Consider the following 14,983-nt stretch of genomic DNA (forward strand, 5'->3'; position numbering starts at 1 on the left):
CCTGAGCCAGGATCAAACTCTCCAATAAAGATGAATTTCATCAGCGACGTTAGACGCTGTCAAACTCATCGGGGTATTGAAAAGAGCGATAAGCTCATTTTGAATCTGACGAGATTAAAAATCTCATTTGTGTTCCAGTTTTCATACAGCCATACGGCATGTACCAAAAACCTTCACGTCATTCTGCAAGCAGAATGTTCACTCACTCGTTGTTCAGTTTTCAAAGATCAAACTTGTTTATGTCAGCCAACTGATGTTTCAGCGGCGACTTAAATAATGTAACACATGCCCAAAATCAATGCAAGAGTTTTTTTAATTATAGTTTTTATTTTACAAGGCTTTGCATGTACACTTTAATTCAAAGCTAGTTCCAAACTAAAATTAAAGCGTATACATATTGTAACATATTTTCGAGTATGCTTTCAAACGTTATCGCGATATTTTGTTTATTCGACATCTCCATCATTTCAAACACATCGTCTTTTTCTCGTTGTAACTGCTCAAGCGAAAAGGTCAGTTCTAATTTATTGAACTGACCTTTTCACAATAACCATCACTCTATATCATGTTCTGCTCTGATCCCTCTTAATGTTGAATCCAGGGATTACGACGTTTTCTAGCTGGTTTTTGTGGATTTGTTGACGTCGTGTTTTCTCTTGTAGATTTTCCGGATACAGATACCTTTGATTTACTTTTCGCAGGTGTCTTACTTGTTCTTCGTTTTGCCGCGCCATTTTTAGACGGCGTTGCTTTTGGTTTCGCCTCAGTTTCCGAATCAACCTCTTCAAAAGCGGCCTGACTTAAGTTCGCATTGTCACGCCCTCCCTTTTTCCCGCTATTGGAGCCCTGGACTTCGGACGGATACATCTCTCCAAAAGCACCAAGCGGAGATGGCGGGACCATATTTTGAGCAGGATACGGATTTTGATAAGCATACTCCATCGGATGATTTGGCATAACAGATGTGGACATTTCAGGTGGCATACCATTCGGGTGACCATACATTCCCCAAGCTGGCTCCTGATAACCATACGCAGGATAAGTATATTGAGGAGCATGTATATGCGATCCACATCCGCATGGAGGGTACGGAAGCATAGAGTACGGAGAAATAAATGGCGGTTGATTGTTCATCTGGTTCGTTGCAGCCGCAATACTCGGGAAAGGACTGTTTATTTGGGCTGCTGGCGAAATTGGAAATGCATTATTCGTCATCTCAGGAGATATATTCGGCATTACGTTATTATGATTAAAAGTCTGTTCCGCTCCCGTCCATGGGCTATTCGGCACATTCCCCATACTATAAGTACCAACATCCTGTACACCGGGAAATGGAGAGTTATTAGCCATACCTGCCGTATACATGTTATTTTGCTGAACAGCGTATACCTCTTGTGCAGGTACAGGCACCTGCATATAAGGATGTTCCATTGGAGCATGGAGCATTTTTTGGCCACAACCACACGGTGCCTTAACGGTAGGCGCAACATTCACAGCCGGTTCGATGTTAGGCATTACAGGCAAAGGCATCACTTCTGGTGAAAGATTAGGCATTTGAGGTTTTTTCGCTTCGGTTACAGGTTGGACTTGAACCTCCGGTTTCATCTCCTCTTTCTTGTCTGGTTTCTTCTCAGGCTTCATTTCAGGCATGACTGGTAATTGCGGTAAAGCCTCCAATTCAGGCATAACATTAGGCTTAGCCGGGGGAACAGGCGCTGGGGCTGGAGCAGGGACTGGTGTTTCAACTGCCTGCGGTGGAGGAGCTGGTACAACAGGTGCCGTTTCTTCTTTTACCCCCGTATACTCTTTACCTTCAGGTGATAATTTTTCTTGCGTGTCCATATTTCCCATTTGGGTATTCGCAGCCTGATTACCTTGTGTATGCATGGAAGGAATATAGACGGTCTCTCCAACCAGAAGAGCATTTGGATTCTTCAATTGCGGATTCGCATTGATCATGTCTTTCAACGGAACTCCCCAAGCTTGTGACAACTTCCATAACGAATCTCCTTGTACTACCTTGTGACTGTGCAGTACGCCCTCTGGCTTTGGTGTTACCGGCTGTGCAGGAATTTTGACCTTCATACCAATATCCAACTTGTCGGGATCTGCAATCTGCGGGTTGGCTGCAATCAATTTGTCCAGTGCAACATTGTATTTTTGGGATAGCAGATATAAGGTGTCGCCTTTTTTCACCATGTGTATTTTCACAGGAAACTAACCTCCTAGACGTCATACTTGGGCAGTACATTCGCCCATACCGTTACTACATCCTATGCAACAACCGGGCTAATGACATCATTTGAACAAAAAAAATCCTCCCGCCTTCTAAAATCCCACATACACGAGGCATGCTACATTTTATCGGACAAGGAGAATTCCTGTTATTTATTCAATTCGACGTATTGATTATTCCCACACCTTGTAGCCGTCTTTGTCAACAATCTGGCGGAAAGCTTCAAGTAATTGCAATGTAACCGGACCCGCTACACCCGAACCAATTGTTCTGCCATCCACTTCACAAGCCGCAATAACTTCAGCAGCTGTTCCTGTGAAAAACACCTCATCTGCAATGTACACATCATGAAGCGTGAAAGGTACTTCTTTTAACTCAATACTAAGCTCCCCGCACAGATCGATAATCGCTTGACGGGTGATGCCTTCGAGTGCTCCAAGGTAACAAGGAGGAGTATACACCACCCCATTTTTGATAATGAAAATGTTATCGCTTGAACCCTCGGTTACGTAGCCTTGCGAGTTTAGCATAATAGCCTCACCTGCCCCCGAAAAGTTCGATTGCAATTTGACAAGGATGTTGTTCAGATAGTTGAGTGATTTAATCTTCGGATTCAACGCATCCGGGATGTTACGACGCTGGGATACGGAAACGGCCTTCAATCCAGTAAGATACGCTTCTTCCGGATAAATCGCTAGCTGTTCTACAATAATGATCACGGAAGCTTTAGGGCAACGCGTCGGGTCAAGACCCAAGTTCCCTGGTCCGCGTGAAACGATTAGACGAATATAACCGTTACGCATATCGTTACGGCGCACCGTTTCAGCCATCACTTCAAGCATCTCATCGTAAGACAGCGGAATGTTCAAACTGATGGATTTTGCCGAATCATACAAGCGATCCAAGTGAGCCTTACATCTGAAAATATTTCCGTTGTAAATCCGAATCCCTTCGAAGATACCATCTCCGTACAAGAATCCATGGTCATACACCGAAACTTTTGCATTTTCCTTGGTTACATACTGGCCATCCAAATAGATCCATTGTTCTGCCATGACTAACTGCACCTCCATTAAATATGCATTTCCTATATTCCGGAAAATAATGAACCTGTCCATTTTACAACAAGTATAACGGGAAAACTCTCTTATTTCACATAGACGCCGAATGGATTCTTTGCATTCATTATCCAACCACTACCGGTTATTTCCGTGAAGGGTATGTATAACATGGATAACTACCAAGAACGCGAACCTGACAATTCAAAGCCTCGATTTCGGCCATAGCTGCCGTAAGCAATACGGAATCAACCGATTCAATGACATCAATGTAAAAGTAGTAACTGCCTAAACGTTTCTTCGTTGGGCGAGATTCAAGACGAGTCAAGTTCAGCTTTCTCCAGGCAAAAGCCGACAACACCTGATGGAGTGCACCGGGTGCATCCTCTGGTAGTGTTACAATCAAACTTGTCTTCACATGATCCGGCTCACGCGGAATGCTGACGGGTTCATGGCCAATTAGTACGAAGCGGGTGTAGTTATTGTCATGATCCGTCACGCGTTCAGCCATGATATCCAGACCATGCTTTTGAGCCGCAAGCTTCGTACCGATTGCCACCCAGCCTTTTCCCGGATTTCTTTTTACAATTTCTACCCCTTCGGCCGTGCTGTTTACGCCTTCTAGTTCTGCGTCAGGCGAATGCTGACGGATAAAATTCTGGCACTGCGGGATGGCCACCGGATGGGATAGAATCTTGGTGATTTTACCAAAATCATATGTACCATCGCCTGTGGCAAATTCATTCCCATGTCCGATCACATTCTGAATGGATGGGTACACCCACTCCGCTTGCATCGGAATATCGACCTCATTTACAAGCCAGTCCATATGCAGGCTAACAGAACCTTCAATTGTATTTTCCACTGGAATGACACTGTACTGTACACTCCCGTTATCCACTGCACGAAAAATGTCCGAAATAAGTTTGGAATGTTTCAAATCGAGTACTTCGCCGTCGAAAAGAAAATCAATTGCTTCGTGTGAGACTGAGCCTTCTGGTAAAACTGCAATTCGTTTCATGCGTTAACTTCCCCTTTGATCCTGTCCAAAAAAGGACGTTCATCTTGATCCGGCAATATGAGGGCCCCGTCCATATCCGGGTCCAGCCACAAGGCAGTGGCCGCGATACCCTCATGCTTCATGATATCCATTAAATATTGCTCCAGCTCATCTTTGCGGCTATCATGTCGTTCCACCAGTGTTAGCACAGTTGGCCCGGCCCCGCTTAGCGCAGCACCCAGTGCACCATGTTCAGTAGCATGTTCCAGAATCTCTGTCATGCCGGGTACCAACGAGGCGCGATACGGCTGGTGAATTCGATCGGACATTGCCTTTTGAATCATATCCAGCCTGCCACTGGCTAATGCGGCAACAAGCAATGAAGAACGGCTCACGTTGTGAACAACATCAGGCATACCGAATTGCTGTGGAATAACATTTCGTGCTTTGGACGTAGATAGCTGGAAGTCTGGTACGATAACCAAAGCCTGCAAATCCTGGTGAGGCTCGATACGAAGGTAGTCGACGCGTTGGCCATCCCAAGCCGCTGTAATGATTCCGCCATATAATGATGCACCAACATTGTCCGGATGTTTCTCCAGGGCTGTTGCCATATCCAGTAATTTATCATTAGATAATGGACAGCCGATTAATGCATTGGCACCGACAAGCGCGCCAACAATTGCCGAAGCACTGCTTCCAAGTCCCCGAGTGAGGGGGATATCTGAATACATCGAAATTTCAAGCTCAGGTACAGAAACCCCAGCCTCGTCAAATACCATTTGCGCCACTTCATAAATCAGATTTGATTTATCGGAAGGCAAGCCCGTTAGATGGTTCCCATACAGATGAAATGTCGTCTGAGATGCTGGTTTAATCTCAAGCCAAGCATACAAAGACAAGGCCATGCCCAGGGTATCAAACCCTGGACCCAGATTGGCTGTGCTTGCCGGAATTTTTACGGTTACTTTTTCACGCAAGCTCATACAGACTGTTGTTCCAGTTGGGCAATAGCTGCCATAACTGCCTCTTCTGTATCTTCAACGACCAGCGGCTCCACAGCAGCCGTCTTAATCGCTACATTCGGATCTTTCAGGCCGTTACCTGTTAACACGCATACAACCGTTTCTCCGCCTTTGAAGTAGCCTTCACTATGCAATTTGTACACACCAGCCACAGATGCAGCAGAAGCCGGTTCAGCAAACACGCCTTCACGTGCCGCAATGGTGCGGTATGCGGCCAAAATTTCGTCATCCGTAACATAGTTAATCTGACCACCGGACTCTTCGGCCGCAGCCACTGCTGTTTTCCAGCTGGCAGGGTTACCGATTCGAATCGCTGTGGCTACAGTTTCCGGCTCAAGAATAGGCTCCCCTTTTACAATAGCCATAGCACCTTCTGCCTCAAACCCGACCATACGCGGCAACGTGTTCGATTTCCCTGCCTCTTTATACTCTTTAAAGCCTTTCCAGTATGCCGAAATGTTACCCGCATTACCAACCGGAATAGCCAGAACGTCTGGTGCATCTCCCAATTGCTCAACCAATTCAAAAGCAGCGGTCTTCTGTCCTTCAATCCGGTATGGATTCACAGAATTTACAAGTGTAATCGGGTGTTTAGCCGTAATTTCACGTACAATCTCAAGGGCACGGTCAAAGTTACCATTGATCGCGATGACTTTGGCACCATAGATCATCGCTTGAGCGAGTTTACCCAGTGCAATATTGTTATTTGGAATCAATACGATACAATTCAACCCGCCACGTGCGGCATAGGCTGCAGCAGCCGCGGATGTATTACCAGTAGATGCACACATAATTGTACGGCTACCTTCCTCCATTGCTTTAGCAACAGCCATAACCATCCCGCGGTCCTTGAAAGAACCTGTCGGATTCAAGCCTTCATATTTGAAATATAGATTCAACCCGAGTTCCTTCGACAGATTCTCTGCATGAATCAGTGGCGTATTTCCTTCTTGAAGTGTAAGCTGTGGCGTATTCTCATTGACTGGAAGGTGTTCTTTGTACGTTTGCAATAATCCTTGGTATCTCATTGTAGGTAAACTCCTTTAGGTTTAATGATCTAGATTCATGAAATGACGATTTGCTTGCAAAACAAAATTATAAACTAATTATATTGTAAAATGGCTTAACAACTAACCTTCTACGCGATAAACACTCTTAATCCGGCGAATGACGTTGAGTGATTCAAAATGCTTAAGCACCTTGTCCATGCTAGCCTTACTTGCATTATGCGTAACGATAATGATCTCAGCGTCTGGATTGTGCTCATTCGGCTGTTGCACAACCGAAGCGAGACTGACTTCATATTCGGCAAAAATCTGCGTAATCTGCGCCAGCACCCCTGCTTTGTCGTCCACGTGCAGTAATATAAAATTTTTCGAAAAAATCTGCTCATCACTCTGCAGTCTCTTCTGTTTATACGGCACGATCGCTTTTACTCCGTTTACACCTAGCTTGAGGTTTTTCGTTACGGCAACAATATCGGCAACTACGGAAGTAGCTGTTGGCAATTCACCCGCCCCTGCTCCGTAAAACATCGTCTCGCCTACTGCCTCACCGTGCACATACACTGCGTTGAACACACCGTTTACCGATGCAATCGGGTGGTTCTTTCTCACCATTGTTGGTTGCACACTAATCGTAATCTCATCATCGATGCGATCTGCGATGCCAAGCAGCTTCAACTCATACCCTAATCTTTTGGCATACGTTATATCCTCACGCGTAACAGCGGAGATCCCCTTAACGGTAACATCCTTCAATTCCACATTCGTACGGAAACCGAGGGTACCCAGGATTGCCATTTTACGGGCAGCATCGAGTCCTTCCACATCCGAAGTCGGATCTGTTTCCGCGTACCCTAGAGCTTGTGCTTCCGCTAGCACTTCTTCATAGGATGCGCCTTCCTGACTCATTTTCGTCAAAATATAGTTCGTTGTGCCGTTCACAATCCCCATAATTCGAGTGATCCGATCCGAAGAGAAACCTTCAATCAGCGTGCGGATGATCGGGATGCCCCCAGCCACACTTGCCTCATAAAACACATCACATTGCTTTTCCTGCGCTTTAGCCAGAATCTCTGAACCATGCAATGCCATAAGATCCTTGTTCGCTGTTACGATATGTTTCCCACGTTCCAGTGCTTCAAGAATGTATTCTTTCGTCTGATCGATGCCGCCCATCACTTCAACGATGACATCAATATCCGGGTGACGAATGACATCCCAAGGGTTCTCTGTCAGCTTCGCCCGGTCAATGGGAATAACACGATCCTTCTCCGTGTTCTTCACCGCAATCTTCTCAATGATAATCGGCGACCCTACTTGGCTGCTCAGATCCTCCTGATTCCCTTCCACGATTCGGACAACGCCCGTTCCAACCGTGCCCAGGCCCAACAATCCGACTTTTACCGGTTTCACTAACGACCTACCCCCTATTGTCTAATCCTATATTCTCTAAGCCCGATTAACCTTGGCCTACGATCCGTGTACGCTTCACCCCAGGCATATCTTGCATTCGATCCAGCATTTCTCCAATCTCTCCATGCAGATGCGTCGTTTCCACGGAAATGACAACATTGGCTCTGCCCTGAAGTGGAATACTCTGATTAATCGTAAGTACGTTGGCTCCATAACCTGCAAAATGCCCAAGCACACGAGAAAGAATACCAGACTGATGCTCCAGGTCAATCGAGATCGTTACGATTCGTTCACGCTCCAGCTGATTGATCAGATGGATTCCATCCTTGTACTTGTAAAAGGCACTTCGGCTTAATCCAACCTGTTCGACAGCCTCATGCACTGTTTTAACATCACCGGAAGCAAGCAGCTCTTTCACCTGCATCGTTTTTACCACAGCTTCAGGCAAAATATCTTCCCGTACTAAGTAATAGCGTTCATTCACAGAACGTCCTCTCCTCAAAGACTCATGTATTCATATAGTGGACATTATATAGGATGAATTACAAAAGGGCAATACGTGACATGTCTATTTTTCAAAAACTGTTTCTCACATTATACAGACTTCTCTCTCTCATGTCAGAAAACAAACAAAAAAAACGCAGCCTCACGGTAACTTCCCGCTTCACTGCGTTTCTCATTTTTATTTAGCAATCATCAGCCGATGATGTTTACAATTTTTTTGGCCTAATGGCTTAGTAATAACTACTGCTTTCCACAAATTCAAACTCGAAATCCCCAATACGCACAATCGTACCTTCCACGGCACCTCGTTTACGAAGCTCATCATCCACACCCATGTAACGAAGTGTACGTGCCAGCTTCAGAATAGCCTCGTGTGAGTTCAACTGCATCCGTTTCATCATGCGATCAATCTTGGCGCTTTCCACAATGAATGTATCGTTCTCACGCACAATACGGAAACCTTCGTCCTCTTTTTTCTCCAAACTGTATACTTTACGCTCGGTGAGATCGGCAACTTCTTCTACCTCAGGCTCATCCGGAATCTGATCCAGCAGATCAGCCGCTCGGTACAACAGTTCCTGAATACCTTGACGAGTCAGCGACGAAATAGGCATCACTTCGATATCCGGCTTCACTTCACGAACTTGTTTCAAAAATTGCTCCAGGTTGGCCTCGGATTCTGGCATATCCATTTTGTTGGCGGCTACGACCTGCGGTCTCTCGGCAAGCACCGGATTGTATAGTCTCAGTTCATCATTAATTTTCTGCCAGTCTTCGAAAGGATCACGTCCTTCCGAACCAGACATATCCACAACATGAATGATAACGCGTGTCCGTTCAACGTGTCGCAGGAATTCATGTCCAAGTCCAACACCCTCATGTGCGCCTTCGATCAGACCCGGTAAATCAGCCATCACAAAGCTACGACCTTCACCAACACCAACGACACCCAAGTTAGGTGTAATGGTTGTAAAGTGGTATGCCCCAATCTTCGGCTTGGCAGCAGATACAACAGACAACAAGGTAGATTTACCCACACTCGGGAAACCAACCAGACCGACATCTGCCATAACCTTAAGCTCAAGTACGATATAACGTTCTTCGCCTTCCTCGCCGTTCTCGGCTAATTCAGGTGCCGGGTTTCTTGGCGTTGCAAAGCGAATGTTACCACGTCCCCCGCGGCCACCTTTCGCGACAACCACCTGCTGACCATGACGCGTTAGATCAGCTATTACCTCTCCAGTATCATCATCGACAATAACGGTTCCTGGCGGGATGCTCACAATCATATTTTCCGCGTTAGCGCCGTGCTGGCTCTTATTTCTCCCCTTCTCTCCACGTGGGGCTTTAAAGATACGTCGATAACGGAGATCCAGCAATGTCCGCAGACCTTCATCTACTCTGAAAATAATATCGGCTCCCCGGCCGCCATCACCGCCGGCGGGGCCACCCTCCGGTACATATTTCTCACGACGGAAAGAGACGATACCGTCTCCTCCGTCTCCTGCTTTTACATAAATCTTCGCTTTATCAACAAACATTGTTTACCCCTTCTTCCTATATTCCACAAGGCATTCTGAATTGTACAAACGTATCCCCAGACGGAAGCTGCTCCGTTCTGACTTTTTTTACCTTTGAGTACAGCTGTTAATTGCCGCAGCGTTTCTGGATCTGGGGTCTGATCTCCGTCCAACCGGACGACGACATCTCCATGATCCTGTCCGAAGTTCAAGGTCAGTTTGCGCACCTCTCCCCAAGAAGACCGGCCACCGCCATATTGATAGGCCCGAATTGCATCCGCAATCGCCCCCGTAAGCGACTCGCCATCCTCGGGAGAGACCAGAGCACTGAGCTGCAGCTCTTCTTCTACTTCCACATGCAATTCCAGTGCAGCTCCACTGGCCCGAAAAGATTGCAAATAAAAGACGAGAGAAGGAATACCTAGTTTAGATATCCGGCTTTCTTCCGTTACCCGCTCTTTTATTCTTTCCACACATTGCAGGGATTTATCAAGTTTGCCCAGCCTAAGATATCCATATAACACTTGGAGATCGTTCATCCAGTCATGCCGATGATGATTTAATGAAGCTATTGCTGTTTTTTCCATGGATTGAATGATGATTCTGCGTTCCGCCTCCGCCTGCTTTTTCATCGCATATCCCGATACTAACATCACTGCGACGGACCAAAATGCGCACACAGCGCTCGCAAAAGACGCCGGATACAACATAACGAAAACCAAAGGAATCACAAGTGAACATGCCGCAATCCACGGCACTCTTTTCCAGGATTTCATGGCTTCTCCCCGTTCTACCAAACTCGGTTGGTTTCAACCCACCGTAACCAAGTATAACATGTCTTTTCTGCCAGTTCATTATCGAATAGTCGCAGAATGCAAAAAACCTCCGGCAAAAATGCCGAAGGCTCCTTAGGCGGAATGCCGATATTAAGCTTCTACTGCAGCTGCTACTGGAGCAACGTCTACAGGGTAGATGCTTACTTTTTTGCGATCGCGACCCCAACGTTCGAATTTAACAACGCCGTCGATTTTCGCGAACAAAGTGTCATCTTTACCGATACCTACGTTTGTTCCTGGGTGAATTTTCGTTCCGCGTTGGCGAACGAGAATGCTACCACCAGTTACAGTTTGGCCATCTGCACGTTTAACACCCAGACGTTGTGCATTACTGTCACGTCCGTTCTTCGTGGAACCTACACCTTTTTTCGATGCGAACAACTGAAGATTTAATTTCAACATGATTGGTTTTCCTCCTTCTTTGCTTATTTATGTTGCTGTATTTGAATATACTTCCCGTATGACTCTGCAATATTAGAGAGCATAACTACCATGGATTCGAGCAACAACTGTACCTGAGAAAATGTTTCCCCTTTTGCCAGCATCGGTAAAGAACCGCTTAAAAAGCCATTCTTCATCTTGGCATCCATCTCGACACCAGTTAATGCCTCAATCGAGTTCACTGTACCTACTGTAACAGCAGATACCCCGGCACATACGATATCTTCTCCACGCTTGGCAAAATTAGCATGCCCCTCAATAGAAAAGCGTTCGATGTTCCCGTCCTCATCACGAAAGATTTGAACGATAATCACTTATCGCACCTTCTTACGCTTTGATTTTTTCGATAGTTACTTTAGTGTACGGTTGACGGTGACCTTGCTTCACATGGTAGTTCTTTTTCGGTTTGTATTTGTATACAACAACCTTTTGACCTTTGCCATGTTTCTCCACTTTAGCCGTTACAGTAGCTCCGGAAACCAATGGTGTACCTGCTGTCAAACCTTGATCGTTAGATACAGCCAGGACACGGTCGAACGTTACGCTTTCGCCGTCGTTCGCATTCAATTTCTCGATGAACAGAACATCGCCCTCTTGGACTTTGTACTGTTTGCCGCCTGTTTCAATAATTGCGTACATTTGCCTTGCACCTCCTCATGTCTCAGACTCGCCCGTTCTCAGGTGACAGTACCTTGCGGAACCGTTCTTAAACCTGGTCAGTGCGGTTACAGCATGTGCAAGACCAATTGGCTAAACACATACTTGATGAGTATATCACGCGGCACATTAAAAATCAATGCAAAGGTGAAATATATCTTTTCCCCGTGCCATGACAGGAAGAACAAGCTTCCACGTAGGGCAAGGTGCTCTCTTCTCTTACTTTTTTGCGAGTCAGTTCGAGCAACCCGAGTTTCGTCCATCCCATCACAAACGCTTTGGTTCGATCCTTACGCAGCTCCTGCTCCAGCACAGACGCTACATCATGCCGATTCGATGCCTCTTCCATATCGATGAAGTCAACGATAATCATGCCGCCAATATCCCGCAGTCGCATTAACCGAGCAATCTCAACCGCAGCCTGCATGTTGGTTTCGGTTACCGTCTCTTCCAGGCTATCTCCACCTGCTCCGGTATACTTGCCTGTATTCACATCAATCACGGTCAGCGCTTCTGTATGATCAATAACGATATAACCACCTCCGGGTAGCCAAACTTTGCGGGCAAAATCTTTGTTCAGCTGTTCCTGTACACCGTAAGCATCAAAAATAGATTCCGTTCCGGAATACACTTGAACTCGAGGCTCATGCCCTGGACAGATCTCTTCAAGCAACGTCCGTATTACGCGAGCCTGCCCTTCACTATCTGTGATCACCTCGTCACTACCAGGAGTATACACATCTCTAATCACTCGCTGAATCATGCTTTGGTCCTGGTGCAACAAGCTTGGAGAAGGCAAACTCTCTGCTTTTTCCCGAATCAGAAGCCACTGAGCGCGCAATGCCTCCAAATCAGTCTGAATCGCCTCATGCGCTTCTTCCGCAGATACGGTACGAATAATCAACCCTTCTTCGTCCCGAAGCAACCGCTCTCCCATCGCTTTGAGGCGGGAACGATCTCCCTCCCGGACTATCTTTTTGGAAACAGCCACATAACCCGCTACAGGCATGTATACAAGCCAGCGGCCCGGAAGTGAGTAATGCGTCGTCACCCGGGCTCCTTTGCTTCCTACCGGCTCCTTCAGAACCTGTACAATTATTTCCTGACCCGGACGCAGAAGCTCCGAGATGGAAGGTTTTACTTTAGGCTGTTTCTCCAGATGTGGATGAAGCACATCATCCACATACAGAAACGCATTCTTTTTCTGACCGATATCCACAAAGGCAGCTTGCATGCCCGGCAACACATTCACGACCCGTCCCTTAAAAAAGGAACCCAGAAGTCCGCGCGCACGAGTACGCTCTGCCGTGAATTCCACAGCTTTGCCTTCTTCCAGAAGCGCCATTTGCATGAGGTTATGTTCATTATGTATAATCATTTGTTTCATGGCTTCACCTCTAGAAGACCCTTCAATTCATCCACATCCATTTCATATTTTAGGCAATACTTATTACAAAATGTATTACCCCATTCAAGAGCAGGTTCATCAGCGGGCTTCACAATTTATCGGAATTTTGTTGAAAATAAGAACCGATCACACGCTGTTCAGGCAATACTGCCAGGATACGTCCCTGCTTGTTCATCACGTATACCATATGGTACTGTTCCCTTTTTAATAGACGCAAAATAGTGTCCAAAGGTTTCGCTGGAAACGAGATTATCGGTTGGGCCAAGCCACCTGTAGCTGCATACCGGACAAAAACAGCTTCCCGGTTCATCAGAAAACGGATAAAACGATAAGGCACGTTCCGATAATCGGTAAGATTGGAGTAAAACAAAAAAAGGCCTATTAATAAAAGGTTCAACGGAAGCCCGTAATCGCCGGAAAACCACCGGCTAATCGCAACCAAAATAACCCCTGCGCTACACAGGATACTGATGCGATAAGTCCACATGAGTGTAGTATAGTAAGGAGCCCACAGGCTGACAATAGCCTGAACGATCTTTCCCCCGTCCAGAGGCAGTACAGGTAGCAGATTAAACAAAGCAATGAGCAGGTTGGCTTGGATGATATAATCCAGAAACAGTGGATCCCCCAACTGAAATCGGCTTAGAAGTAGCACTACGCCAACCATCAGGATGTTCTGCAACGGTCCTGCCAAAGCTATCACAATCTCGCGGTAAGCTGTCAGTTTGCCTCCATCTTCAATCACAGCCACTCCCCCAAAGGGAAGCATCTGTATAGACAATACACGGCAGCCCAGGAGGGCCGCCGCGGCAGCATGTCCGCATTCATGAATAAATACGATGGCAAACAGCGTGATCAATTCAATAAAATGTCCAGTCAACAGAGAGGTCATCATGATGATGACGAAAAACGGGTGAAGCGAGATTCGCACTCCCCACACCCTAATCAAGGGCAACGACTTCCGCAGGGTCTACGTACTCTTCTCCTTCTTTTATCGCAAAATAAAGCGTAGCAGGCCGATCCGTGCTTCCACCCTTTAAACGTCCCACCGCATTCCCCGCTTCGACCCAATCATTCACCTGAACTTCACTCTCGTTCATCCGTCCGTATATGGCGGTCACTTTACCAGCGTGCTGGATAACGACGGTATACCCGCTGGTTGCATCCCCCAGAACCTCAAGCACACGCCCGGCGCCTGAGCTGACGACTTGCACGAGCCCTCCTGTACTAGCGGCATCTGGAACAATCTCAATTCCCTTCATACTTAAAGCAAATGGCTGAACGACTGTACCTGAAATCGGTTTACCGAGAAGTTGCCGGATTCCTGAGCCGTTTACTACATCGGTGGTATGTCCAAGTACCGGCAGGAAAGAAGGTGTCCCACCGAAATTCCGTTCATACCATGCCGTAGCCGAAGCAAAATCCATATCGTTATGAAGAACATCAGCAATAACGGTTTTGGGTGCTGTTGTCCATGATGCATTTAATTGAAACAGTCCCCAAACGCCTGCAAATAGTACTGCACTGACTACCGTACGCCGCAGTAGCGATCGAAACAAATTAAAACGAGAACGCCCTGTAGGGCCGAAATGTCCATTCTCCTTCTTCCACAGCCATTCCGGGTCTCTTTCCACTGGTTCCTCTACAAAAGCAAACGGCTTCTGCCGGTTCGTTTCATCATGCTCGCTATTTCTACCCTGATCTTTACTTCCATCTATACTTATGTCTGCATTTCTCTCTCTTTCACTGCCCTCTTTTGCTCTTCCACGATCCCATCGAAAAGCCGGCTTTTGTTCCTGTAACACTTCATGCACTGCTCCATCCATTAGCCGCCGAATCCGTTCTTCTCGTCTCTGTTTAATTCTCCGTTTAGTATTCATA

The 14,983-nt window shown here is 46.5% G+C and carries 15 protein-coding genes and 1 other annotated feature; all 15 genes read right to left on the minus strand.

The genetic code is table 11. The annotated features are described in order from the left end of the window. Positions 1-585 precede the first annotated feature (585 nt). Positions 586-2,211: a LysM peptidoglycan-binding domain-containing protein gene (locus Q9R46_RS27540; protein ID WP_311282498.1), complete on the minus strand. Its 1,626-nt coding sequence runs from the start codon at positions 2,209-2,211 to the stop codon at positions 586-588. 198 nt (positions 2,212-2,409) lie between these two features. Further along, complete coding sequence (ilvE, locus tag Q9R46_RS27545; RefSeq protein ID WP_145335274.1) at positions 2,410-3,291, minus strand: branched-chain-amino-acid transaminase; 882 nt, start codon at positions 3,289-3,291, stop codon at positions 2,410-2,412. A gap of 148 nt (positions 3,292-3,439) precedes the next feature. Further along, on the minus strand, positions 3,440-4,315 hold the full coding sequence (gene pheA / locus Q9R46_RS27550) for a prephenate dehydratase (RefSeq protein ID WP_311282499.1): 876 nt from the start codon (positions 4,313-4,315) through the stop codon (positions 3,440-3,442). Continuing rightward, positions 4,312-5,280: a homoserine kinase gene (gene thrB, locus Q9R46_RS27555; protein ID WP_311282500.1), complete on the minus strand. Its 969-nt coding sequence runs from the start codon at positions 5,278-5,280 to the stop codon at positions 4,312-4,314. The genes pheA and thrB overlap by 4 nt, the downstream gene beginning before the upstream one ends. Beyond that, positions 5,277-6,347: a threonine synthase gene (gene thrC, locus Q9R46_RS27560; RefSeq protein WP_311282501.1), complete on the minus strand. Its 1,071-nt coding sequence runs from the start codon at positions 6,345-6,347 to the stop codon at positions 5,277-5,279. Before thrC ends, thrB begins: the two co-directional genes overlap by 4 nt. Before the next feature lie 102 nt (positions 6,348-6,449). Then, positions 6,450-7,736 carry a homoserine dehydrogenase gene (locus Q9R46_RS27565; RefSeq protein WP_145335282.1) on the minus strand — a complete coding sequence of 429 codons (1,287 nt, stop codon included), beginning with the start codon at positions 7,734-7,736 and terminating at the stop codon, positions 6,450-6,452. 46 nt (positions 7,737-7,782) lie between these two features. Then, positions 7,783-8,220, minus strand: a complete 438-nt coding sequence (locus Q9R46_RS27570) for an ACT domain-containing protein (protein WP_110898886.1) — start codon at positions 8,218-8,220, stop codon at positions 7,783-7,785. 250 nt (positions 8,221-8,470) lie between these two features. Beyond that, on the minus strand, positions 8,471-9,781 hold the full coding sequence (gene obgE, locus Q9R46_RS27575; protein WP_311282502.1) for a GTPase ObgE: 1,311 nt from the start codon (positions 9,779-9,781) through the stop codon (positions 8,471-8,473). Continuing rightward, positions 9,751-10,536, minus strand: a complete 786-nt coding sequence (locus Q9R46_RS27580; RefSeq protein WP_311282503.1) for a Spo0B domain-containing protein — start codon at positions 10,534-10,536, stop codon at positions 9,751-9,753. The genes obgE and Q9R46_RS27580 overlap by 31 nt, the downstream gene beginning before the upstream one ends. Before the next feature lie 150 nt (positions 10,537-10,686). Next, positions 10,687-10,998, minus strand: coding sequence for a 50S ribosomal protein L27 (gene rpmA, locus Q9R46_RS27585; protein ID WP_110898889.1), 312 nt, complete (start codon positions 10,996-10,998; stop codon positions 10,687-10,689). Between the two features lie 23 nt (positions 10,999-11,021). Beyond that, a complete protein-coding gene (locus Q9R46_RS27590) occupies positions 11,022-11,351 on the minus strand; it encodes a ribosomal-processing cysteine protease Prp (RefSeq protein ID WP_145335288.1) in 330 nt (109 codons plus the stop codon). 13 nt (positions 11,352-11,364) lie between these two features. Then, positions 11,365-11,676: a 50S ribosomal protein L21 gene (rplU, locus tag Q9R46_RS27595; protein ID WP_090919085.1), complete on the minus strand. Its 312-nt coding sequence runs from the start codon at positions 11,674-11,676 to the stop codon at positions 11,365-11,367. Positions 11,677-11,690: 14 nt separating this feature from the next. Next, positions 11,691-11,774, minus strand: a sequence feature (ribosomal protein L21 leader region). Positions 11,775-11,830: 56 nt separating this feature from the next. Continuing rightward, positions 11,831-13,081, minus strand: a complete 1,251-nt coding sequence (locus tag Q9R46_RS27600) for an Rne/Rng family ribonuclease (RefSeq protein ID WP_311282504.1) — start codon at positions 13,079-13,081, stop codon at positions 11,831-11,833. Between the two features lie 109 nt (positions 13,082-13,190). Next, the gene (locus Q9R46_RS27605) at positions 13,191-14,051 is read right to left on the minus strand and encodes a M50 family metallopeptidase (protein ID WP_145335292.1); all 861 of its coding nucleotides are present in this window, start codon (positions 14,049-14,051) and stop codon (positions 13,191-13,193) included. Continuing rightward, positions 14,044-14,982: a peptidoglycan DD-metalloendopeptidase family protein gene (locus tag Q9R46_RS27610; protein ID WP_311282505.1), complete on the minus strand. Its 939-nt coding sequence runs from the start codon at positions 14,980-14,982 to the stop codon at positions 14,044-14,046. The genes Q9R46_RS27605 and Q9R46_RS27610 overlap by 8 nt, the downstream gene beginning before the upstream one ends. Between the last annotated feature and the right edge of the window lies 1 nt (position 14,983).

The organism is Paenibacillus sp. RRE4, from assembly GCF_031844205.1.
Classification (GTDB): Bacteria; Bacillota; Bacilli; order Paenibacillales; family Paenibacillaceae; genus Paenibacillus; species Paenibacillus xylanexedens_B.

Excerpts from the sequence above, each read along its gene's own strand:
- rplU (WP_090919085.1), bottom strand. The coding sequence starts at position 11,676 with ATGTACGCAATTATTGAAACAGGCGGCAAACAGTACAAAGTCCAAGAG.
- Q9R46_RS27610 (WP_311282505.1), bottom strand. The coding sequence starts at position 14,982 with ATGAATACTAAACGGAGAATTAAACAGAGACGAGAAGAACGGATTCGG.
- Q9R46_RS27600 (WP_311282504.1), bottom strand. The coding sequence starts at position 13,081 with ATGAAACAAATGATTATACATAATGAACATAACCTCATGCAAATGGCG.
- rpmA (WP_110898889.1), bottom strand. The coding sequence starts at position 10,998 with ATGTTGAAATTAAATCTTCAGTTGTTCGCATCGAAAAAAGGTGTAGGT.
- ilvE (WP_145335274.1), bottom strand. The coding sequence starts at position 3,291 with ATGGCAGAACAATGGATCTATTTGGATGGCCAGTATGTAACCAAGGAA.
- obgE (WP_311282502.1), bottom strand. The coding sequence starts at position 9,781 with ATGTTTGTTGATAAAGCGAAGATTTATGTAAAAGCAGGAGACGGAGGA.
- thrC (WP_311282501.1), bottom strand. The coding sequence starts at position 6,347 with ATGAGATACCAAGGATTATTGCAAACGTACAAAGAACACCTTCCAGTC.
- Q9R46_RS27580 (WP_311282503.1), bottom strand. The coding sequence starts at position 10,536 with ATGAAATCCTGGAAAAGAGTGCCGTGGATTGCGGCATGTTCACTTGTG.
- pheA (WP_311282499.1), bottom strand. The coding sequence starts at position 4,315 with ATGAAACGAATTGCAGTTTTACCAGAAGGCTCAGTCTCACACGAAGCA.
- thrB (WP_311282500.1), bottom strand. The coding sequence starts at position 5,280 with ATGAGCTTGCGTGAAAAAGTAACCGTAAAAATTCCGGCAAGCACAGCC.